Origin of the sequence: Pseudomonas sp. DR48 (assembly GCF_019823085.1) — a bacterium.
GTDB lineage: Bacteria > Pseudomonadota > Gammaproteobacteria > Pseudomonadales > Pseudomonadaceae > Aquipseudomonas.
The window spans coordinates 2,944,916-2,965,965 of the sequence record NZ_CP081946.1 but is presented as its reverse complement, the minus strand read 5'-3'; the positions used below and the strand labels follow the sequence as shown (position 1 = coordinate 2,965,965).

Annotated in this window: 22 protein-coding genes; 11 read left to right on the top strand and 11 right to left on the bottom strand. The window is 59.3% G+C overall.

Annotated elements, in window-relative coordinates:
• Positions 1-78: 78 nt before the first annotated feature.
• Genes K5K95_RS13330 through K5K95_RS13310 form a run of 5 tightly spaced genes read right to left on the bottom strand, consistent with a single transcriptional unit; the run spans position 79 to position 3,119 of the window.
• The gene (locus tag K5K95_RS13330) at positions 79-384 is read right to left on the bottom strand and encodes a lipid asymmetry maintenance protein MlaB (protein ID WP_222589795.1); all 306 of its coding nucleotides are present in this window, start codon (positions 382-384) and stop codon (positions 79-81) included.
• Positions 381-1,034: a phospholipid-binding protein MlaC gene (locus K5K95_RS13325; protein ID WP_222589794.1), complete on the bottom strand. Its 654-nt coding sequence runs from the start codon at positions 1,032-1,034 to the stop codon at positions 381-383. Before K5K95_RS13325 ends, K5K95_RS13330 begins: the two co-directional genes overlap by 4 nt.
• Before the next feature lie 11 nt (positions 1,035-1,045).
• On the bottom strand, positions 1,046-1,513 hold the full coding sequence (gene mlaD, locus K5K95_RS13320) for an outer membrane lipid asymmetry maintenance protein MlaD (protein ID WP_222589793.1): 468 nt from the start codon (positions 1,511-1,513) through the stop codon (positions 1,046-1,048).
• The gene (mlaE, locus tag K5K95_RS13315) at positions 1,513-2,310 is read right to left on the bottom strand and encodes a lipid asymmetry maintenance ABC transporter permease subunit MlaE (RefSeq protein WP_090175460.1); all 798 of its coding nucleotides are present in this window, start codon (positions 2,308-2,310) and stop codon (positions 1,513-1,515) included. Before mlaE ends, mlaD begins: the two co-directional genes overlap by 1 nt.
• Positions 2,310-3,119: an ATP-binding cassette domain-containing protein gene (locus tag K5K95_RS13310; protein WP_017336546.1), complete on the bottom strand. Its 810-nt coding sequence runs from the start codon at positions 3,117-3,119 to the stop codon at positions 2,310-2,312. The genes mlaE and K5K95_RS13310 overlap by 1 nt, the downstream gene beginning before the upstream one ends.
• Before the next feature lie 277 nt (positions 3,120-3,396).
• On the opposite strand from K5K95_RS13310, the gene K5K95_RS13305 reads away from it, so the two are divergent.
• From K5K95_RS13305 to K5K95_RS13260, 10 genes are all read left to right on the top strand, one after another.
• Positions 3,397-4,371 (top strand): KpsF/GutQ family sugar-phosphate isomerase, encoded by a 975-nt coding sequence (locus K5K95_RS13305; RefSeq protein WP_222589792.1) that lies wholly within the window; start codon positions 3,397-3,399, stop codon positions 4,369-4,371.
• A complete protein-coding gene (locus K5K95_RS13300) occupies positions 4,371-4,895 on the top strand; it encodes a KdsC family phosphatase (protein WP_090175466.1) in 525 nt (174 codons plus the stop codon). Before K5K95_RS13305 ends, K5K95_RS13300 begins: the two co-directional genes overlap by 1 nt.
• 7 nt (positions 4,896-4,902) lie before the next feature.
• Complete coding sequence (gene lptC / locus K5K95_RS13295) at positions 4,903-5,475, top strand: LPS export ABC transporter periplasmic protein LptC (RefSeq protein WP_222589791.1); 573 nt, start codon at positions 4,903-4,905, stop codon at positions 5,473-5,475.
• Positions 5,462-6,010 carry a lipopolysaccharide transport periplasmic protein LptA gene (lptA, locus tag K5K95_RS13290; RefSeq protein ID WP_222589790.1) on the top strand — a complete coding sequence of 183 codons (549 nt, stop codon included), beginning with the start codon at positions 5,462-5,464 and terminating at the stop codon, positions 6,008-6,010. The genes lptC and lptA overlap by 14 nt, the downstream gene beginning before the upstream one ends.
• Entirely contained in the window at positions 6,010-6,735 is a 726-nt protein-coding gene (lptB, locus tag K5K95_RS13285) for an LPS export ABC transporter ATP-binding protein (protein ID WP_090175473.1), read from the top strand. Before lptA ends, lptB begins: the two co-directional genes overlap by 1 nt.
• Before the next feature lie 184 nt (positions 6,736-6,919).
• Entirely contained in the window at positions 6,920-8,413 is a 1,494-nt protein-coding gene (locus K5K95_RS13280) for an RNA polymerase factor sigma-54 (RefSeq protein ID WP_090175476.1), read from the top strand.
• A 74-nt stretch (positions 8,414-8,487) separates the two neighbouring features.
• Positions 8,488-8,796, top strand: a complete 309-nt coding sequence (gene hpf / locus K5K95_RS13275; RefSeq protein ID WP_095190855.1) for a ribosome hibernation-promoting factor, HPF/YfiA family — start codon at positions 8,488-8,490, stop codon at positions 8,794-8,796.
• Between the two features lie 12 nt (positions 8,797-8,808).
• Positions 8,809-9,273: a PTS IIA-like nitrogen regulatory protein PtsN gene (gene ptsN, locus K5K95_RS13270; protein WP_222589789.1), complete on the top strand. Its 465-nt coding sequence runs from the start codon at positions 8,809-8,811 to the stop codon at positions 9,271-9,273.
• A 2-nt stretch (positions 9,274-9,275) separates the two neighbouring features.
• Positions 9,276-10,133 (top strand): RNase adapter RapZ, encoded by an 858-nt coding sequence (rapZ, locus tag K5K95_RS13265; RefSeq protein WP_090175484.1) that lies wholly within the window; start codon positions 9,276-9,278, stop codon positions 10,131-10,133.
• 15 nt (positions 10,134-10,148) lie between these two features.
• Positions 10,149-10,424, top strand: coding sequence for an HPr family phosphocarrier protein (locus tag K5K95_RS13260; RefSeq protein WP_222589788.1), 276 nt, complete (start codon positions 10,149-10,151; stop codon positions 10,422-10,424).
• A 107-nt stretch (positions 10,425-10,531) separates the two neighbouring features.
• On the opposite strand, the gene pmbA is transcribed toward K5K95_RS13260, so the two are convergent.
• Entirely contained in the window at positions 10,532-11,878 is a 1,347-nt protein-coding gene (gene pmbA, locus K5K95_RS13255) for a metalloprotease PmbA (RefSeq protein WP_222589787.1), read from the bottom strand.
• Between the two features lie 108 nt (positions 11,879-11,986).
• On the opposite strand from pmbA, the gene yjgA reads away from it, so the two are divergent.
• On the top strand, positions 11,987-12,511 hold the full coding sequence (gene yjgA / locus K5K95_RS13250; RefSeq protein ID WP_007901505.1) for a ribosome biogenesis factor YjgA: 525 nt from the start codon (positions 11,987-11,989) through the stop codon (positions 12,509-12,511).
• A gap of 50 nt (positions 12,512-12,561) precedes the next feature.
• Here yjgA and tldD read toward each other — a convergent pair whose 3' ends face one another.
• From tldD to K5K95_RS13225, 5 genes are all read right to left on the bottom strand, one after another.
• Positions 12,562-14,004 carry a metalloprotease TldD gene (gene tldD, locus K5K95_RS13245; RefSeq protein WP_222589786.1) on the bottom strand — a complete coding sequence of 481 codons (1,443 nt, stop codon included), beginning with the start codon at positions 14,002-14,004 and terminating at the stop codon, positions 12,562-12,564.
• A gap of 18 nt (positions 14,005-14,022) precedes the next feature.
• Complete coding sequence (locus K5K95_RS13240) at positions 14,023-14,871, bottom strand: carbon-nitrogen hydrolase family protein (protein ID WP_222589785.1); 849 nt, start codon at positions 14,869-14,871, stop codon at positions 14,023-14,025.
• Positions 14,872-15,051: 180 nt separating this feature from the next.
• Entirely contained in the window at positions 15,052-18,855 is a 3,804-nt protein-coding gene (locus K5K95_RS13235; protein WP_222589784.1) for a YhdP family protein, read from the bottom strand.
• Positions 18,856-18,930: 75 nt separating this feature from the next.
• Positions 18,931-20,388 carry a ribonuclease G gene (gene rng, locus K5K95_RS13230; RefSeq protein WP_090175503.1) on the bottom strand — a complete coding sequence of 486 codons (1,458 nt, stop codon included), beginning with the start codon at positions 20,386-20,388 and terminating at the stop codon, positions 18,931-18,933.
• A 57-nt stretch (positions 20,389-20,445) separates the two neighbouring features.
• Complete coding sequence (locus tag K5K95_RS13225; RefSeq protein WP_222589783.1) at positions 20,446-21,042, bottom strand: Maf family protein; 597 nt, start codon at positions 21,040-21,042, stop codon at positions 20,446-20,448.
• Between the last annotated feature and the right edge of the window lie 8 nt (positions 21,043-21,050).

Here is a 21,050-nt window from a genome sequence, read left to right as displayed (position 1 = left end):
GACATCATACAAAAAAGCCCCGCGCCTGCGAACCCCGCTAAGCAGGACTCTGACGGGGGGCTTCTTTATAGATGTGGATTAGGGATGCGCCAACAGCTCGGTCAATTCGCTGACCTGAGCGATTTCGCGCATGTCTTCAGGCATCCCGCGGATGCTCAGCTTCTTGCCGGCCGCCTCTGCATCGCGTATGAAGCACAGCAGCAGGGACAAGCCCACGCTGCTGGACTTCAATACCGCCGAACAATCGACCACCAGGGTGTCGGCCTTGCTGGCCTTGATCAGCGCCTCCCCCTGCTTGCGCAGGCCGGGGCCGGTCCGGTAATCCAGCATCCCGCTAAGCCGCAGCTCGCCGGTTTCGCTCATGCGAATGGCCGACACACTCATTGGGCAGACTTCTCGGAAGCATCGGCGGTTTTTTCCTTGGCCTTGGCCACTTCCCCGGCCCAACCATTGATGGTCTTGTCCAGGTCGTTGCCATTGCGCTGCATCGCATCCGCGAATTGATCGCGGAACAGCTTGCCGATATTGATACCGTTGATGATCACGTTACGCAGCTTCCACTCGCCATTGATCTTCTCGAGTGTGTACGACACGGGATAGATCGCCCCGTTGTTGCCTTTTACGGTCATGCCAACGCTGGTGCGATCACCCGACTCATCCTTGGCAGGATCGACGGTGATGCCCTGGTTGTTGTATTCGAGCAGGGCATTGCCATAGAACTGGAACAGGCCCCGCTTGAAGTTTTCTTCAAAGGTCTTCATCTGCGCAGGCGTGGCTTTGCGCGAGTACTTGACCGTCATGATGCTTTTGGAGATGCCCTCGGCATCCACCACAGGACCGACGATGGTGTTCAACGCCGTGTAAAAATCCTGCGGATCCTTTTTGTACTTCTCTTTGTTGGCCGACAGGTCGGCCAGCATCCGGTTCGTGGTGTCCTGAACCAGTTCGTGCGCGGAAGGCGCTGCCACGGCGTTAGCCATCAACGGCAGGGCCGCCAGTATTACCAACAGGCCACGTCGCAAGGTAGAGATCATTCAAAAGCTCCTCATTTGGCGTCTTTGCTAACGGTATTGAGCAGGAATTTACCGATCAGGTCCTCGAGTACCAGCGACGACTGGGTGTCGTGGATTATCCCACCGTCCTTGAGCAAGGCGGATTCGCCGCCCACGCTGATACCGATGTATTTTTCGCCCAACAGGCCAGCAGTCAGGATAGATGCAGTGGAGTCAGTCGGTAGATTATCTACACGTTTTTCCACCTGCATGGTCACCCGACCAGTGAAACTGTCGCGATCCAGATCGATAGCCGTGACCTTGCCGATGGTCACACCGGCCATGGTCACTTTAGCTCTGACCGTCAAACCGGCGATATTGTCGAAGTAAGCATAAAGTTTATAGGTGTCTGTTGTAGCGCTCGGGGACAGGCCACTCACCCGCAACGCCAGCAACAGCAAAGCCAGGATGCCAGCCAGCAAGAAAAGGCCGACACCGATTTCCAGGGTGCGGTTTTGCATCAGAAATCTCCAAACATCAAGGCGGTCAGAATAAAGTCCAGGCCGAGTACAGCCAAAGAGGCATACACCACGGTCTTGGTAGTGGCACGACTGATCCCCTCGGATGTGGGCTCGCAGTCATAGCCTTGGAATACGGCAATCCAGGTCACGACAAAGGCAAAGACGATGCTTTTGATGATGCCGTTGAGCACATCGTCAGTGAACGTCACGCTGTTTTGCATGTTGGACCAGTAGGAACCTTCATACACACCCAGCCAGTCGACTGCCACCCAGGAACCGCCCCAGATACCCACCACGCTGAAAATCATCGCCAGCACCGGCAGGGAAATGAAGCCGGCCCACAGGCGTGGGGCAACGATGTACTTGAGCGGGTCGACACCAATCATTTCCAGACTGGACAACTGTTCGGTGGATTTCATGTTGCCGATTTCGGCAGTCAACGCGGAACCGGCGCGCCCGGCGAACAGCAATGCCGTGACCACGGGGCCCAGCTCACGCAACAGCGTCAGCGCAACCATCTGGCCGACCGCCTGCTCGGAACCATAACTGGACAGGATGTTGAAGCCTTGCAGCGCCAGCACCATGCCGATGAATACCCCGGAGACCACGATGATCACCAGGGACATCACGCCCACCGAATGCAGTTGCTTGATCAGCAGGCCAAAACCGCCGCCGATGCCACCACGACCGAGCAAGGCATGAAACAGGAAAATCGCCGAACGACCGAACACCGCCAGCGCATCAATGGCGGAATGGCCGAACCGGCGCACGCGTTCTATCAGTGAAATCTTGCGCATCAACGCTTCCCCAGAAGATCTGCGCGGTAATCCGTCGCTGGAAAGTGGTATGCGACCGGACCGTCGGGATCACCTGTCATGAATTGACGAATGCGCGGTTCCTGCGAATTCATCAACTCTTCGGGAGTGCCCTGCCCCAATACTTGCCCGTCACCCACTACATAAATGTAATCGGCGATGCTCGCGGTCTCGGCCAGATCGTGAGACACCACGATACTGGTAATGCCCAGCGCATCGTTGAGCAAACGGATCAGGCGCACCAGCACGCCCATGGCGATTGGGTCCTGGCCGACAAAAGGCTCGTCATACATGAGGATCTGCGGATCGAGGGCAATCGCCCGCGCCAGCGCGACACGACGCTTCATGCCGCCGGACAACTCGTCAGGCATCAGGTCGATTGCGCCACGCAAGCCCACGGCCTGCAATTTGAGCAGAACGATGTCGCGGATCATTTCTTCCGGCAGCTCGGTGTGGACGCGCAGCGGAAAGGCGACGTTCTCGAACACATCGAGGTCGGTGAACAGCGCGCCGCTCTGAAACAGCACGCCCATGTGTTTACGCGCATCGAACAAATCGCTGCGCGACAGCTTTGGCAGGTTCTGGCCGTTGACCCAGACTTCGCCCTTGGTGGGACGCAACTGTGCGCCCATCAAGCGCAACAGCGTGGTCTTGCCACACCCGGAAGGCCCCATGATGCCGGTGACCTTGCCGCGCGGGATACGGATATCGACGTTATTGAAAATGCTGCGCGCACCGCGCTTGAAGGTCAGTCCCTTCAGCTCGACCGCGTAGGCGTTATCGGCACTCATCTAAACTCCTTGCGATGCAGCCTCTCACTCGGACGCCTGGCTCTCTGACGAAAGCACATACCTCCCCGGGCAGGCCGAACTGGCGGCGAACTATATCACTGCAAAGGGCAAGCGCCCAAGGCCCAAGCCGGGGCATGTTCAGCAAGATGACAGGCAAAAAACCTTGTTCGACGAGTATTTGGTAACCGGGAACAACAAAGCATGACGAACTTGCGTGAGGGTTTCGATCATTACCGCTATAATCGCCGCCTTTTCATCAGGCTATACGATTTCTGACATGAGCCAATCCAGCGACCTGATTCAATCCGCCCAACGCACCATCCGCCTCGAGCTGGAAGCCGTACAAGGCTTGCTGCCCCATATCGACGCAGATTTCGTACGCGCTTGCGAGATGATTCTGGCCAGCAAAGGCCGCGTGGTCGTGGTCGGCATGGGCAAGTCGGGACATATCGGCAACAAGATTGCCGCCACACTGGCCAGCACCGGCACCACGGCCTTTTTCGTGCACCCGGCCGAAGCCAGTCATGGCGACATGGGCATGATTACGCGTGACGACATCATCCTGGCCCTGTCGAACTCCGGCTCCACCAATGAAATCGTTACCCTGCTGCCCTTGATCAAACGCCTGGGCATCAAATTGATCAGCCTCACCGGCAACCCCGATTCGCCGCTGGCCAAGGCTGCCGAGGTCAACCTCAACGTTCACGTCGAGCACGAAGCCTGCCCGCTGAACCTGGCACCGACCTCTTCAACCACCGCTGCACTGGTCATGGGCGATGCCCTGGCCGTCGCGCTGCTGGAAGCCCGCGGCTTTACCGCTGAAGATTTCGCCTTTTCACACCCGGGTGGCGCGTTGGGCAGACGCCTGTTGTTGAAAGTCGAAAACGTCATGCACGCCGGACAAGAGCTGCCGCAGGTCCAGCGCGGCACCCTGCTAAAGGACGCGCTGATGGAAATGACCCGCAAGGGCCTCGGCATGACCGTGATCCTGGAAGCCGATGGCAAACTCGCCGGCATCTTCACGGACGGTGATTTGCGTCGCACCCTGGACCGCAGCATCGACATCCACAGCGCCACCATCGATCAGGTCATGACCGCACACGGCAAAACCGCCCGCGCCGAAATGCTTGCGGCCGAAGCCCTGAAAATCATGGAAGACCATAAGATCAACGCGCTGGTCGTGGTCGACAGCGACGACCGGCCGGTCGGCGCCTTGAACATGCACGACTTGCTGCGTGCAGGAGTAATGTAATGAGCACGGACCTGCTGCAACGCGGCAAACAGATCAAACTCGCGGTGTTCGACGTCGACGGCGTGCTGACCGACGGACGGTTGTACTTCCTTGAAGACGGTAGCGAATTCAAGACGTTCAACACCCTCGACGGCCAAGGCATCAAGATGTTGATGGCAGCCGGCGTGCAGACCGCTATCATCAGCGGCCGCAAGACCCCGGTGGTCGAACGTCGGGCGAAGAACCTCGGCATTCCACACCTTTATCAGGGGCGCGAAGACAAACTGGTGGTGCTGGACGAACTTCTGGCCCAACTCAACCTAAGCTATGAACAAGTTGCCTATTTGGGTGACGACTTGCCAGACCTGCCGGTGATTCGCCGCGTTGGCCTGGGCATGGCGGTGGCCAATGCCGCCAGCTTCGTACGTGAAAACGCCCATGGCATTACCCTGGCCCGCGGTGGCGAGGGTGCCGCTCGTGAATTCTGCGAATTGATCCTGCTCGCCCAGGGCCGCCTTGATGCGGCCAACGCCGCGTACCTGTGAGCCCATTATGTTGAGCAAAAAGATTCGTAACATGCTGTTGTTCAGTTGCATCGCGGCGCTGTTCGCCGCGGTCGGCTACTGGAACATCAGCCCGGAACGCTTCCTCGATAAGGCCGTAGCCAAGGTCGACGAAAGCGCCATTGACTATTACGCCACCAACGCCCACAGCGTGCAGTACCTGCCGGACGGCAAATTGCAGTACGAAATGACGTCCGACAAGGTTGAACACCTGAAAGCGACCGAGGTGACGTTGCTGACCAACCCCGACCTGAACATGTTTCGCGGCACCCAGTTTCCGTGGCACGTCCAGAGCGAGCGAGGAGAAGTCAATCCCGACGGCACTCAGGTCGAACTGATTGATTCAGTGCGCATCACGCGTTTCGACGAGAAAAACCGCAAGACCCTGATTACCACCACCCGTATGACTGTGTTCCCCAAGGAGCAATATGCGCAGACCGATCAACCCGTTAGAATCGACGGCGCTGGCGGTGTATCGACAGGCAACGGAATGAAAGCGTACTTGAAAGAAAGCAGGATACACCTGCTATCGAACGTAAGAGGACAGTATGAGGCTCGTTAAAACTCTCCCTATTTTGCTCAGTCTGGGCGCAGCACTGGGAAGCGTGAGCGCCTGGGCTCTGCCGAACGATCAAGAGCAGCCTATCCGCATTCAGGCCGACGATGCCCAACTGGACGACAAGAATGGCGTTGCCACCTATAAAGGTGACGTGATCATCACCCAGGGCTCGATGATCGTTAAAGGCAACACCGTGACCATCACCCGCACGCCGACCGGTGAAATTGACGTGGTGACCTCGGTGGGCAACCTCGCCTACTTCGAACAATTGCAGACCGCCGGCGATACCAAGCCTGTTCAGGGCTGGGGCATCACCATCCAGTACCACGCCGCGCAAAACCGCATCGTCCTGATCGATAAGGCAAAAGTCATCGACAAGGACAACAACATCACTCAAGGCGAGAAAATCGTCTACGACACCGTCAAAAAGCTTGCGAGCGCCGGTCGCGCCACAGGCAACAAGGTCACCGAAGCGCGCCCACGCATCGACATGGTGATCCAGCCCAAGCCGAAAAACGACGCGAAAAAGGCTCCATAATGGCAACTCTGAAAGCTCAGCATCTGGCCAAGAGCTACAAGAGCCGCCAGGTCGTGCGTGACGTCAGCCTGTCAATCGACAGCGGTCAGATCGTCGGCCTGCTGGGCCCTAACGGCGCCGGCAAGACCACCTGCTTCTATATGATTGTCGGCCTGGTGCAGGCCGATCAGGGTCGTGTGCTGATCGATGACCTGGACGTCAGCCACCAGCCAATGCACGGTCGTGCAAAGGCCGGTATCGGCTATCTTCCGCAAGAAGCGTCGATTTTTCGCAAACTGTCGGTGGCCGACAACATCATGGCCATCCTCGAGACCCGCAAGGAGCTCGACAAGGACGGTCGTCGCAAGGAACTGGAAAGCCTGCTGCAGGAATTCCATATCAGCCACATCCGTGACAACCTCGGCATGAGCCTGTCCGGTGGTGAGCGCCGCCGCGTGGAAATCGCACGCGCCCTGGCCACCAACCCGAAATTCATCCTGCTCGACGAACCATTCGCCGGTGTGGACCCGATTTCGGTGGGCGACATCAAACAGATCATCTACCACCTCAAGGCCAAAGGCATTGGCGTGTTGATCACTGACCACAACGTCCGTGAGACCCTTGATATCTGCGAAACCGCCTACATCGTTAACGATGGACAGCTCATTGCCGAAGGCGACTCCGCCACAATCCTGGCCAATGACCTGGTGAAAGAAGTCTATCTGGGCCATGAGTTCCGCCTGTAAGCACTGAGGTGTCTGGCTGGTCGCCCGAGCGCTTGTCTCGATAAAAAATCAACATTTTTTTATTGTTACGGCGCTCTAGGCAAACGCTGCAGTTTCGGGCATATAATTTGCTTATGTTTGGCGCTCCGGCGCCCTGTAGTGGATGGCGCATGTGCGCCGGCGAATAAGGTGTTTAGCCCCTGCCATGAAACCATCGCTAGTCTTGAGAATGGGCCAGCAGCTGACGATGACACCGCAGCTGCAACAGGCCATCCGCCTGCTCCAATTGTCGACCCTGGACCTGCAACAGGAAATCCAGGAGGCTCTGGAGTCCAATCCGATGCTCGAACGCCAGGAAGAAGGCGACGACTTCGATAACGCCGACCCCTTGGCCGACAAAGCCGAACAACAACCCAACGCCGATGTTTCAGAGCCCTCCTACCAGGAAACCGCCCCGACGGTGGACAACCTGGAGGAAGGTGACTGGAATGAGCGCATTCCCAACGAGCTGCCCGTCGATACGGCATGGGAAGACGTTTACCAGACCAGCGCCAGCAGCCTGCCGAGCAGCGATGACGACGAGTGGGATTTCACTACCCGTACATCGGCCGGTGAAAGCCTGCAAAGCCATTTGCTGTGGCAGCTGAACCTGGCACCGATGTCCGACACCGATCGCTTGATCGCCGTGACCCTGATCGATTGCATCAACAATCAGGGCTACCTGGACGAAACCCTCGAGGAAATCCTCGAAGCCTTCGATCCGGAACTGGACATCGAACTGGACGAAATCGAAGCCGTCCTGCATCGCATCCAGCAATTCGAACCGGCCGGTATCGGCGCCCGCAACCTGGGCGAATGCCTGCTGCTGCAACTGCGCCAGCTGCCAGCCAAGACACCTTGGCTGGCGGAAGCCAAGCGCCTGGTCACCGACTACATCGATCTGCTCGGTAGCCGCGACTACAGCCAGCTGATGCGCCGCATGAAGCTCAAGGAAGATGAACTGCGCCAGGTGATCGAACTGGTGCAGAGCCTCAACCCGCGTCCGGGCTCGCAGATCGAGTCGAGCGAAGCCGAATACGTCGTCCCTGACGTGATCGTGCGCAAGGACAACGAGCGCTGGCTGGTCGAGCTGAATCAGGAATCGGTGCCACGGCTGCGGGTCAACGCCCAATATGCCGGTTTCGTGCGCCGCGCCGACACCAGCGCCGACAACACTTTCATGCGCAATCAGTTGCAGGAAGCACGCTGGTTCATCAAGAGCCTGCAAAGCCGCAACGAAACCCTGATGAAAGTGGCCACCCAGATCGTCGAGCATCAGCGCGGCTTCCTGGAGTACGGCGACGAAGCGATGAAACCGCTGGTCCTGCACGACATTGCCGAGGCAGTGGGCATGCACGAGTCGACCATTTCACGGGTGACCACACAGAAATTCATGCATACCCCTCGGGGCATTTATGAACTGAAATACTTTTTTTCCAGCCACGTCAGCACCTCCGAAGGCGGCGAATGCTCGTCCACGGCGATCCGCGCAATCATCAAAAAACTGGTTGCGGCGGAAAATCAGAAAAAGCCGTTGAGTGACAGCAAGATCGCTGGTTTACTGGAGGCACAAGGCATTCAGGTGGCTCGCCGCACCGTCGCCAAGTACCGCGAATCCCTCGGGATCGCGCCTTCGAGCGAACGCAAGCGGTTGATGTAGAGCCACGCCACAGCGTTCCAGTGGTAGATCATCTGGTCTACCGCTTTATGCACTGGCAACGAAGGAGAAGCTGTATGCAAGTCAACATCAGTGGACACCAACTGGAAGTGACCGAACCTCTGCGCGCCTACATCGGCGAAAAACTCGAACGATTAGAGAGGCATTTCGACAAGATCACCAACGTGCAGGTCACGATGTGCGTCGAAAAGCTGAAGCAGAAAATCGAAGCCACGTTGCATATTCCCGGCAATGAAGTGGTCGCCAACGCGGAACATACCGATATGTACGCGGCGATCGACTTACTGACCGACAAGCTCGATAAACAACTCAAAAAGCATAAGGAAAAGACCCAAAGCCTGCTCCAGGGCGCTACCGGTCGTTAACACTCCCAACCCATGATCCGACTTGAAAACATCCTGACCCCCGGCCGTTCTCTCGTGAACGTGCCGGGCGGCAGTAAAAAGAAAGCCCTTGAGCAAATTGCCACCCTGATCGCCCGGGAAGTGCCGGATCTGGAGATGCAAGATGTCTTCGAGGCTTTGATTGCCCGTGAAAAACTCGGTTCGACCGGTTTTGGCAACGGCATCGCCATCCCTCACTGTCGCATCAAGGGCTGCGAAGCGCCCATCAGTGCCCTGATACACCTTGAAGCCCCCATCGATTTCGACGCCATCGACGGCGCCCCGGTTGACCTGCTGTTCGTGCTGCTGGTCCCGCAGGCCGCTACCGATGCGCACCTGGAGCTACTGCGCCAGATCGCCAGCATGCTCGATCGCAAGGAAGTGCGCGAAAAACTGCGCAGCGCCCCGAGTAATGAAGCCTTGTATCAGGTCGTCCTGAGCGAGCAAAACGGTCATTAATCATGCGCTTGATCATTGTCAGTGGCCGTTCCGGCTCAGGTAAAAGTACCGCACTCGATGTTCTCGAGGACAACGGCTACTACTGCATCGACAACCTGCCCGCCGGCTTGCTGCCGGAACTCGCCGAGCGCGCGCTGATTCATACCGAGCTCGCACAACCGCTGGTCGCGGTATCCATCGATGCCCGCAACCTGCCCAGTCATCTGTCGCGATTTCCGGAACTACTGGAAGAAGTGCGCAGCCGGCACATCAAATGCGATGTGCTGTACCTGGACGCCGACGAAGAAACACTGCTCAAACGGTTTTCGGAAACCCGCCGTCGCCACCCGCTCAGTACCGCCCACCGTTCGTTGGCCGAGGCGATTCAGGACGAGACCAGTTTGCTGGGGCCGATTGCCGACCTGGCCGACCTCAAAGTCAACACCACCAACCTGAACCTGTATCAGTTGCGCGATACCATCAAGTTGCGCCTGCTGAACCAGCCGGACAGCGGCACTGCGTTCCTGGTGGAGTCGTTCGGATTCAAGCGAGGCATGCCAGTCGACGCAGACCTTGTGTTCGACGTGCGCTGCCTGCCCAACCCTTACTGGAAGCCGGAGTTGCGCGAGCTGTCCGGGCTTGATCAACCGGTGGCCGAGTACCTGGCGGCGCAACCGGACGTCGAAGAGATGTTCCAGGACATTTCCTCCTACCTGCTAAAATGGCTGCCGCGCTTCGCTGCGAGCAACCGTGCTTATGTCACCATTGCCATTGGCTGCACCGGCGGGCATCACCGCTCCGTCTACCTGACCGAACGTCTGGGCCAGGTTCTGCAACAATCCCTGAAGAACGTCCAGGTCCGCCACCGCGACCTCAGCTAAAGGATTCACATCGCGATGCCTGCTCTGGAAATCGAAATCATCAACAAGCTGGGCCTGCATGCCCGCGCTTCGGCAAAATTCGTTGGCGTTGCGGGTCAATTCAAGGATTGCACAATCAGAGTTGGACGCACGCCAGAATCCACCGTCGACGGCAAAAGCATCATGGCCATGATGATGCTCGCTGCTGGCAAGGGCACGAAGATCCACCTCAACACTGAAGGCGAGCAGGCACAGGAAGCGCTGGATGCCCTGGTGCAGTTGATCAACAACTACTTCGACGAAGGCGAATAACCGCCCCCTTTATGTAGCAGTTCGCTCCCACGGGGGCGGTGCAAGATGCAATAAAAAAGGCGCGCCACCCAATCGGGTGGCGCGCCTTTTTTGCGCTGCGATAAGCGTTAGCTACCGGCCACGGTCATCCGCTCGATCAACACCGAGCCTGTACGAATGTTGCTACGCAGCTCCAGGTCATTACCCACCGCGACGATCTGCTTGAACATGTCGCGCATGTTGCCGGCAATGGTCACTTCCTGAACCGCGAACTGGATTTCGCCGTTCTCGACCCAATAACCGGCCGCGCCACGGGAATAATCGCCCGTGACCATGTTCAGGCCCTGCCCCATCAACTCGGTGACCAGCAAGCCACGCCCCATACGGCGCAGCAACGCTGCCTGATCTTCGTCGCCATGGGTGACGAACAGGTTGTGTACGCCGCCTGCGTTGGCGGTACTTGGCATACCCAGCTTACGGCCGGAATAGGTGCCAAGGATGTACGACACCAATTCGCCCTTTTCGACGAACGGCTTGGCATAGGTCGCCAAGCCATCACCGTCGAACGCCGAACTGCCCATGGCGCGCATCAAATGCGGACGTTCATCGATGGTCAGCCATTCCGGGAACAGCTTCTGCCCCAAGGTGCCTTCAAGGAACGACGATTTGCGATACAGGCTACCGCCGGAAATCGCCGACAGGAAACTACCGAACAAACCACCGGCCAGTTCAGCGGAAAACAGCACCGGCACTTCGCAAGTCGGCACCGGACGCGCGCCCAGGCGGCTCGCCGCCCGTTGAGCGGCACGCTGGCCGATGCTCTCCGGACTGGCCAGCAAGTTGCCCTGACGGTTCACGTCATACCAGTAATCGCGCTGCATCTGGCCATCGGCCTCGGCGATCATGACGCAGCTCAGGCTGTGACGAGTCGACGCGTAGCCGCCGATAAACCCGTGGCTGTTGCCGTAAACACGGCAGCCTTGATGGGTGCTGAGGGTCGTGCCGTCAGCATTCTTGATCCGGCTATCGGCCGCAAACGCCGCCGCCTCACAGGTCAGCGCCTGCTCGATGGCCTGCTCCGGGGTAATGTCCCATTGGTGGAACAGGTCGAAATCCGGCAGATCCCGGGCCATCAACGCGGCATCAGCCAGGCCCGACGCTTCGTCTTCCGAGGTGTGCTTGGCGATGGCCAACGCCGCAGCGACGGTTTCGCGAATGGCTTCCGGGCCACTGGCCGATGTACTGGCCGAGCCTTTGCGCTGACCGACGTACAAGGTGATGCCAAAGCCCTGATCGCGGTTGAATTCGACGGTTTCGACTTCGCGCTGACGCACCGAAGTGGACAGGCCCTGCTCCAGCGACACCGCCACTTCACAGGCACTGGCACCCTGGCGCTTGGCTTCAGCGATGATCTGCTCGACTTGTTCTTGCAGTGCCGGCAACGCTTGTGGGCCGACGCTTTCAACTGCACTCATGCTGTTCTCCACTCAAATTCTGCTTTCGGCTAGGGCCTTCGAGCGACCGGGCCGGACAAGCGGCCCCCGACTGGTTATCATGGCGGCGTTTCTTTGCGGACGGCCACCATGGTTGATTCTTACGACGACTCCCTCGATACGGGAGAAAAAAGCAAATCCCAGGTCAAACGCGAGCTTCATGCTCTGGTTGACCTCGGCGAGCGCCTTACAACGCTCAAGCCTGACTTGCTGGCAAAACTGCCGTTGACCGACGCTATGCGTCGGGCTCTGGCCGATGCGCCCAAGCACACCGCGAATATCGCGCGTAAACGGCACCTTATGTTCATCGGCAAACTGATGCGCGATCAGGACACTGACGCCATTCTGACCTTGCTCGATCAACTCGATGCCTCCACCCGGCAGTACAACGAACGTTTCCATGGTCTGGAACGCTGGCGCGATCGCTTGATCGCGGGCGACGATGCAGTCCTGGAGAAGTTCGTGCTCGACTACCCGGAGGCTGATCGTCAGCAGTTGCGCTCCCTGATCCGTCAGGCCCAGCACGAACTGGCGACCAACAAGCCACCGGCATCGAGCCGTAAAATCTTCAAGTACATCCGTGAGCTGGACGAGACTCAACGCGGCCTGCGTTGATGCTCGAATCGGGTGAGTCGCCAAGCGGCTCACCCGAAGCTCCATCCTGTTTACGATCCTGTGCCACCCACAGTGATCGCATCGATTTTCAGCGTTGGCTGGCCGACACCCACCGGCACCGACTGCCCATCCTTGCCACACGTCCCCACTCCGCTGTCCAGCGCCAGATCATTGCCGACCATCGACACCTTGCTCATGGCTTCCGGACCGTTGCCGATCAATGTCGCGCCTTTGACCGGGGCGGTAATCTTGCCGTCTTCGATCAGGTACGCCTCGCTGGTGGAGAACACAAACTTGCCGCTGGTGATGTCTACCTGACCACCGCCGAGGTTGGCGCAGTAGATGCCGCGTTTTACCGAGGCAATGATTTCCGCCGGGTCGCTTTCGCCCGCCAGCATGTAGGTGTTGGTCATGCGCGGCATCGGCAAGTGTGCGTAGGATTCACGGCGACCGTTACCGGTGCGGGCAACGCCCATCAGGCGTGCGTTGAGCTTGTCCTGCATGTAGCCCTTGAGTACGCCGTTCTCGATCAGCGTGGTGCACTCGGTCGGGGTGCCCTCGTCGTCGACGCTCAGGGAGCCGCGGCGGCCCGCCAACGTACCGTCATCGACGATGGTGCAGAGCTTGGACGCAACCATCTCGCCCATGCGCCCGCTGTAGGCGGAACTGCCCTTGCGGTTGAAGTCGCCTTCCAGGCCGTGACCGACCGCTTCGTGCAGCAGCACGCCGGACCAACCCGAACCCAACACCACCGGCAACGTACCGGCCGGCGCCGGGATCGCTTCAAGGTTGACCAGCGCCTGACGCAACGCTTCACGGGCGTAACCCATGGCGCGGTCATCGCTGAGGAAATAACGGTAATCGGTGCGACCGCCACCGCCATGACCACCGCGCTCGCGGCGACCGTTCTGCTCGACGATCACGCTGACGTTAAAGCGCACCAATGGCCGTACATCTGCCGCCAGACTACCGTCCGTCGAAGCCACGAGGATTCGCTCCCAGACGCCGGCCATGCTCACGGTGACTTGCTGAATACGCGGGTCGAGGGCGCGTGTCGCGACGTCGATGCGTTTAAGCAACTCGACTTTCTCGGCGCGCGTCATCACTTCCAAAGGATTGTCCGGCCCGTATAACTGGGCGACATCGGCCGTGGTGAACGCCTGCACCGTGCCATTCTGCCCGGCGCGCGAGATCGAGCGCGCAGCACGTGCCGCCGCGCCCAGGGCTTCCAGCGTGATCGCATTGCTGTAGGCAAACCCGGTTTTTTCACCCGATTGCGCACGAACGCCGACGCCCTGATCGAGGTTGAAGCTGCCTTCCTTGACGATCCCGTCTTCCAGCGCCCAGGACTCGGAAATCTGCCCCTGGAAATACAGGTCGGCGGCATCGATGCCCGGGCCGGCCAGATCGCCGAGCACACCTTGCAGGCTTTCGATGGTTACGCCGCCGGGCGCCAGGAGGTGTTCACTGACTGAGGACAACAACTCGCTCATATGCTTTACGCCTTAAATTCATCGTTCTGAGGCAGGTCGCTGGGCGCCCTGCGAGAAAAAGCGCCGGTGACTGGACACCGGCATCCGCGCCCTGATGGACGCCTGTTCGCTGCTATCGCGTTCGGCCAGCAGCACGGCCTCGCCTTGATCCTGTTGCGCCAGCACGCGGCCCCACGGGTCGATGATCGCGGCATGGCCAAAGGTTTCTCGCGGCCCCGGATGCGTCCCACCCTGAGCGGCTGCGAGTATGTAACATTGAGTCTCGATGGCCCGCGCGCGAATCAGCACGTCCCAGTGCGCCGCGCCGGTCACCGCCGTAAAAGCCGATGGCGCGGTAATCAGCTGCGCGCCGCCAGCCCGTAATTCGCTATACAGCTCCGGGAAACGCAGGTCATAACACACCGTCAGGCCGACCCGGCCGACGGGTGTATCGGCTAACACCACGCCGCTGCCATGAGCATAGTCATCGGACTCGCGATAACGCCCGCGATTGTCCGCAACGTCCACGTCGAACAGGTGCAGCTTGTCGTAACGCGCCACTGTCTCGCCCTGGTCGTTCACTAAGAGCGAGCAGGCATGCACCTTGGCCGTCGGTTGATCCATCGGCGGCAACGGCAATGTGCCGGCCACTATCCATAACTTGAGGTCGCGGGCGGTCTGTTTCAACCACGGCAGGATCGGGCCTTCACCCAAGGCCTCGGCGCGACCAATGTCGGCAATGTCGCGACGGCCCATGGCCGCGAAGTTTTCTGGCAGCACCGCAAGCTGCGCACCGCCGGCTGCCGCCTGCTCGAGCAGATGACGGGCCCGGGCAAGATTGGCCAGCACATCGCTCTGGCTGACCATTTGAATCACCGCAAAAGACATGGCCTTTTCCTGATCTGGAATCAACACATACCTGTAGGGGTTGTCGAGTGAAACGAGGCTGCGATCTTTTGATTTTGCTTTTTAACATCAAAGATCAAAAGATCGCAGTCTCGTTTCACTCGACAGCTCCTACAGGGGACTTACGGCCATGCTACTCCATCGGCCTGAAGCGTGGCGCTGTCAAAAAGGTTTGTCGTAGGTGATTTTCGGCTCTTTCCACGGTCCTTTGACCGTGTATTTCACGCTGGCGAAACGGGCCACCCGGTCTCCGATCAACTTGTCGATCAGGAACAGCGCGCCGCCAACCGCCGGTGCGCCGACGATCAACGCGGCAATCGGCAGATTGTTGGTCACCGGCAACGTCACCATCAATTTGGCATCGATCTGGTCACCGACCAGGTTCAGCGTGCCGTTGAGCTCAACATTGCTCGAAGGTCCGGTCATCTGGATGGGCTCCTTGGTCACGTAAACGCCGTTGGTCGCAACCAGCAGGCCTTTGACCCGGTCATAACTCAGGCCTTTGCCAAACAAGTCGGAGAAGTCCAGGCGCAGACGGCGACCGATGGAGTTGAAGTTGAGCAGGCCGAAAACCCGCAGGGCCTGGGCACCGCCCTCGACTTCAACGAACTGGCCTTTGCTCAGCGATGCATCCAGGGTGCCGGAGAAACGCTTGCTCGCCAGCCAGGCTGGGGAGCCCGGCCAGCGACCATCCACGTCCATACGAAACTCTTCGCTGGTGACGCTCGGCGCAAAGCCCCAGCCTTTGAGTACATCGGCAAGGTTCTTGCCGCTGATTCGTCCCTTGAACCAACTGCTGGAACTCCCCGGTATCCCTTCCCAGCCACCATTGCCCTGCAACAGAATGCCCTTGAGCCCCAAGTCCAGGGTATTGAGCGCGATGCCTCTGGCGGTCGGACGGATTTTCAGATACCAGGCACCGACCAGGTCTTGCCCCTGGAATAGCTGATTGATGGTGATATCCAGTGCAGGGATCTTGGTCGGGTCTACGGAGGCCAGCGGATCCGGCGAATTCTCGTCGGCCAGCACTTTAGGATCCGGCGCCGGCAAGCGCACGGTTTGCAGATTGATCGCAATCGGCGCGCCCTGCGCATCCGGGATGCTCGCGTTGCCCTTGACCTGCTGACTGTCGAGCTGCAGGGCCCACGCGGCGGGTTTGCGGTTCAACTGCACCGACGCCTGATCGAGCGTGGTGCCGATGCCGCTCAGCTTGCCAACCTTGAAGTCCGCGCTGCTGAGCAGTTGCTTGGCACTGCCGCCCGGGTCCTGGCCGGCGTACTTGTCCGCCAAATCTTTCCAGGGGCCGACATCCAGTTCCGACAGCACGCCACGCACTCGAAGGCCTTTGGCGCCAGGCAGGACAGCAGCGCCGCCGCCGAGGAACAACTCACCGCGACCATCGGCAAAATTGCCGGGCGGCGCGGCGAACGTGAAGTTTGCCAACTCACCATAGTCGACCCAATAGCGCCGCTCCTGTCCCTGCAGGGTCATGCGGAACGTGGTGTCGCGTCCGGCTTCGGCAGTCATGCCGAACGGTGCCGGCAAATCGATAGCCACGCCTTTGAGACTGGAATTGACCATCAACTGGCTGTCAGGCCCGTCGAGGTTCAGTTGCAACTGATACGGGATCAAACCGGATGCCGGCAGTGGTTGGGTCACGTTCAACCAGTCCGTGAGTTTCTTGACCTCTACCTGACCAGATGCGCTGACACGGGTCTTGATATAACCCGGGCTGCCATCGGCAAAAATCTGCGCGGTGACCGGCCTGTCGAAGGCCCGAGCAGTAATGTTCTGTCCGCTCAACCCCTTGGTGCTGTCAAAACGGAAATCGCCTTTGAGTTGCGTCAACTCCAGCGCAGGCTCGGCCAGCTTCAAGCGGGCCTTGGCTGTCTTGAAGTCGACGAGAATTTTCGGCTGTTCGCCTTTTACCAAGGGAATGTCCAGTTTCAACTTGCCTTGCAGATCGCCCTCGCCTTCCCATCCGGCAAAGGTGTCAGCCGTGCCGATCGGTGCTTCCTGAAGAATCTTCAGGCCATCGCCCAATCCGCCGGCGAAACCGCCGTCGAGAAACAGGTGAACGCTTTGCCCGGCCGGCACATGGGGAATATTGACGTAGATGTCGCTGACCTGGGTGTTGAGCAACTGGCCCTTGCTGGCTAGGATCCGCACACCGCTGTCTTCGACAAACACATCACCGCTCACCTTGCTGACATGTGGCCAGCCTGGCTGAAACGCCAGTTCGGCGTCATGCACCTTGAAGAACAGGCTGATGCTGCGGGCGGTGTCTTCGGCGCCATGGTTCAGCGAGCCTTGATACTGGAAGAAACCCTGGTCTACCGCACCTTTGAGAATCGCTGTGCGCAGCCATTCGTCCAGTGCCGGGCTGAGCATGGTCGGCAGGTATTTGGCGGTGTAGCGACCGTCGCCATCCACCAGGCCAACCCGCAGGTCCATGTAGTCTTCCTGGGTATGGTCGAAATGCAGGCGGATCAGGAAGTCACCGGCAATCTTGCCCTCTTCGCCCAGCACCTTGAGGTACGGCGCGATCAGGGTGAAGCCATCTTTGTCGAGCTTCCAGGTCAGCCGGGCATTGGCCTGGATGTATTGCCATGGCTTGGCAAAGATCGGGTCAAGGTGCAGGACAAAGTCCTTGCTGTCCATCCGCAGTTCGCCCTGACCGAGGTCGCCGCTGATGCTGCCGCTGACATTTCGCGCCGCCGGAGCACCGTGATAGGCGTCGAAGCCGACCTGGTCGAGGTTGGCGGCAAAGCTGAACTTGCTGTCGTCGGTGGCATTGGGCCGCAGATCGATCAGCACGTTGCGTAGACCACCGGTGACCTTGAGTCGCTCGATCGCGGTGGCAACACCTTCCGGTAGCGGCCCCAAGGCATTTATCAGCGGCGTGAGCGGGGTGAGATCGAGGCGGTCGGCTTGCAAGTGCCAGACTTCGTCAGCCTTATCGGTCGCGATGCTCTGGCGCAGTTGCAGGTGCGATTCCCAGCGGCTCGCGCCAAGGTTCATGGCCAGGGAATCCAACGTCACCAGCATGCCTTCGGAGCTGCGCTGGAAATAGCCGTTGAGCGCCAGGTTGTTGATCTGGATCGGCTTGCGTTCGGCGTAGGCGCCCTTGAGCTGTGGCGCGTTCAAGCGAATGGCAGCGCTTTGCAGCTCGCCCTTGCCCCAGGTCACCCAGAGTTCGCCACCGGCCTTGATCTCGGAGAAATTCCATTGCCGGGTCAGGCTCCCGGGCAGCCATTTCGACCAGTCGCTTTGCGGCAGGCTCAGGTACGCCTCGGCTTCGCCATCCTTCCATTCGCTGGCGCGAATACGGGTGCGCACACTCATGGCCAACGGTTGGCCATCGGGCAGGGTCAAACGGGCGTCGAGTCGCTGGCGGGACACGCCGGTTTTCAGGTTCAGGCCCACGTAGGTCAGGGTCAGCGGCGGCTGATCCAGTGGCAGCAACGTCACCTGGCTGTCGATCACTGACAATTGCGCGACCATTTGCATGCGATTGAGCAATTGCTCAGGGTCGAGCGGCTGGTCCTGTTGCACCGGCAGACCTTCCAGCGCCCATTTCCCGTCCAGGCCTTCCTTGAGGCTGATCTTCAGGCCATTGAGTTCCAGATGAGCGATGCGTACTTCGCGCGCGAGCAAGCTTTCCCAAACGTCCGGCACCGCCCGCACCTGATCCAGACGCAGGGCATTGGAGCCCTCGCCGACCGTGACATCGTGCGCCAGGAGGATCGGCGCGAACCCGCTCCAGTTGCCTTCCAGCTTACCGATCTGCAGCGGCATGCCAAGGGCGGCGCTGGCTTTGGTTTCGACGTCGGCTCGATATTCGGCCACCAGAGGCGTCAACTCCCGGCCGAGGCTGACGTATAACGCCATCAACACCAATACCAACGCGCACAGGCCAAGACCCCAGCGGGTCAGTGCGGCCAAAATGCGTGTCAGACGTTCCATGTCAGTTGGCTCCCATGGCAAAAATGCTGCAAAAAGCTGAGGCCAGCCGATTTAGTGAGGTTGAAACACAACGATTCAGAGCAGCACCACGTCGTATTGTTCCTGGGAATACATGGTTTCCACCTGAAACCGGATGGTCCGCCCGATAAATCCTTCCAGTTCGGCGACATTGCCCGACTCCTCGTCGAGCAAACGATCGACGACTTTCTGGTTCGCCAATACACGATAGCCTTCCGCTTGATAGGCGCGTGCCTCACGGAGGATTTCGCGAAAAATTTCATAACAGACCGTTTCCGGCGTCTTCAATTTGCCGCGTCCCTGACAGCTGCTGCACGGTTCGCAGAGCACTTGCTCAAGACTTTCGCGGGTGCGCTTGCGGGTCATCTGCACCAGGCCCAACTCGGTGATACCGATGATGTTGGTCTTGGCGTGATCGCGCTCAAGTTGCTTCTCGAGGGTACGCAAGACCTGGCGCTGGTGCTCTTCGTCTTCCATGTCGATGAAGTCGATGATGATGATTCCGCCCAGATTGCGCAGGCGCAGTTGGCGTGCGATGGCGGTCGCGGCTTCGAGGTTGGTCTTGAAAATGGTTTCTTCGAGGTTGCGATGCCCCACGAACGCGCCGGTGTTGACGTCGATGGTGCTCATGGCTTCGGCCGGATCGACCACCAGATAACCGCCGGACTTGAGCGGCACTTTGCGTTCGAGGGCCTTCTGGATTTCGTCTTCGACGCCGTACAGGTCGAAGATGGGCCGCTCGCCCGGGTAATGCTCCAGGCGATCAGCGATCTCCGGCATCAATTCGGCGACGAACTGCGTGGTTTTCTGGAAGGTTTCCCGGGAATCGATACGGATCTTCTCGATCTTCGGGCTCACCAGGTCACGCAAGGTGCGCAACGCCAGGCCGAGGTCTTCGTAGATCACACTCGGCGCGCTGATGGTCTTGATCTGTTCGTTGATCTGATCCCAGAGACGGCGCAGGTAGCGAATGTCCATCAGGATTTCATCGGCGCCCGCCCCTTCGGCGGCCGTGCGCAGGATGAAACCGCCCGCCTCCTTGATGCCTTCTTTGTCCACGCAATCGGTGACCACTTGCTTGAGGCGTTCGCGCTCCGCTTCGTCCTCGATCTTCAGCGAAATGCCGACGTGGGCCGTGCGCGGCATGTACACCAGGTAGCGCGATGGAATCGATAACTGAGTGGTCAGGCGCGCGCCCTTGGAACCGATCGGGTCCTTGGTGACTTGCACCACCAGGCTCTGGCCTTCATGGACCAACGCGCTGATGCTTTCTACCGCGGGCCCTTCACGCAAGGAAATTTCCGAGGCATGAATAAACGCGGCGCGGTCCAGTCCGATATCGACGAATGCGGCCTGCATGCCCGGTAACACCCGCACGACCTTGCCTTTATAGATATTGCCGACGATCCCGCGCTTTTGCGTGCGCTCGACGTGGACCTCTTGCAGAACACCGTTTTCGACCACCGCCACGCGCGATTCCATCGGCGTGATGTTGATCAGGATCTCTTCACTCATGGCAGGGTCTCGTTCAGGCATGTTCACGATAATGGCCGCATCTTGTCAGAACGACGCTCAGCGCGCGTTAAGGGTTTGCCAACAGGGTATGCCGAAATGGCCCAGCAGCTCGCAGGTTTCGCACAGCGGCAACCCGACCACAGCCGAGTAGCTGCCATTGAGCCCGGCGACAAACACCGCGCCCAGTCCTTGAATCCCATAGCCGCCAGCCTTGTCCCGGGGTTCGCCGCTGGCCCAATAGGCCGCTGCTTCTTCGCGACTGATGTCGCGAAAGCGCACCAGGCTGCGCACAACCCGAGACTCACAGCGTTCGCCGTCGAGCACCGCAATGGCGGTCAATACTTCGTGTTCCTGACCGGCCAACAACATAAGCATGGCGCACGCATCGGCTTCGTCCACCGGTTTGCCAAGAATTTTCCCGTCGAGTACCACGGCGGTGTCGGCACCCAGTACGCAAAAATCTTCACCTGACGCGAGCGTGCCGCGCCCGGCTTCGGCCTTGCCACGCGCGAGGCGTTCGACATAAGCCGACGGGGATTCATGTTTTAGAGGGGTTTCATCGATGTCCGCACTGATGGCGGAGAACGGCACGCCGATCTGCGTGAGCAGCTCACGCCGACGCGGCGAGCCTGAGGCGAGGTATAACTTCATCAAGACATCTC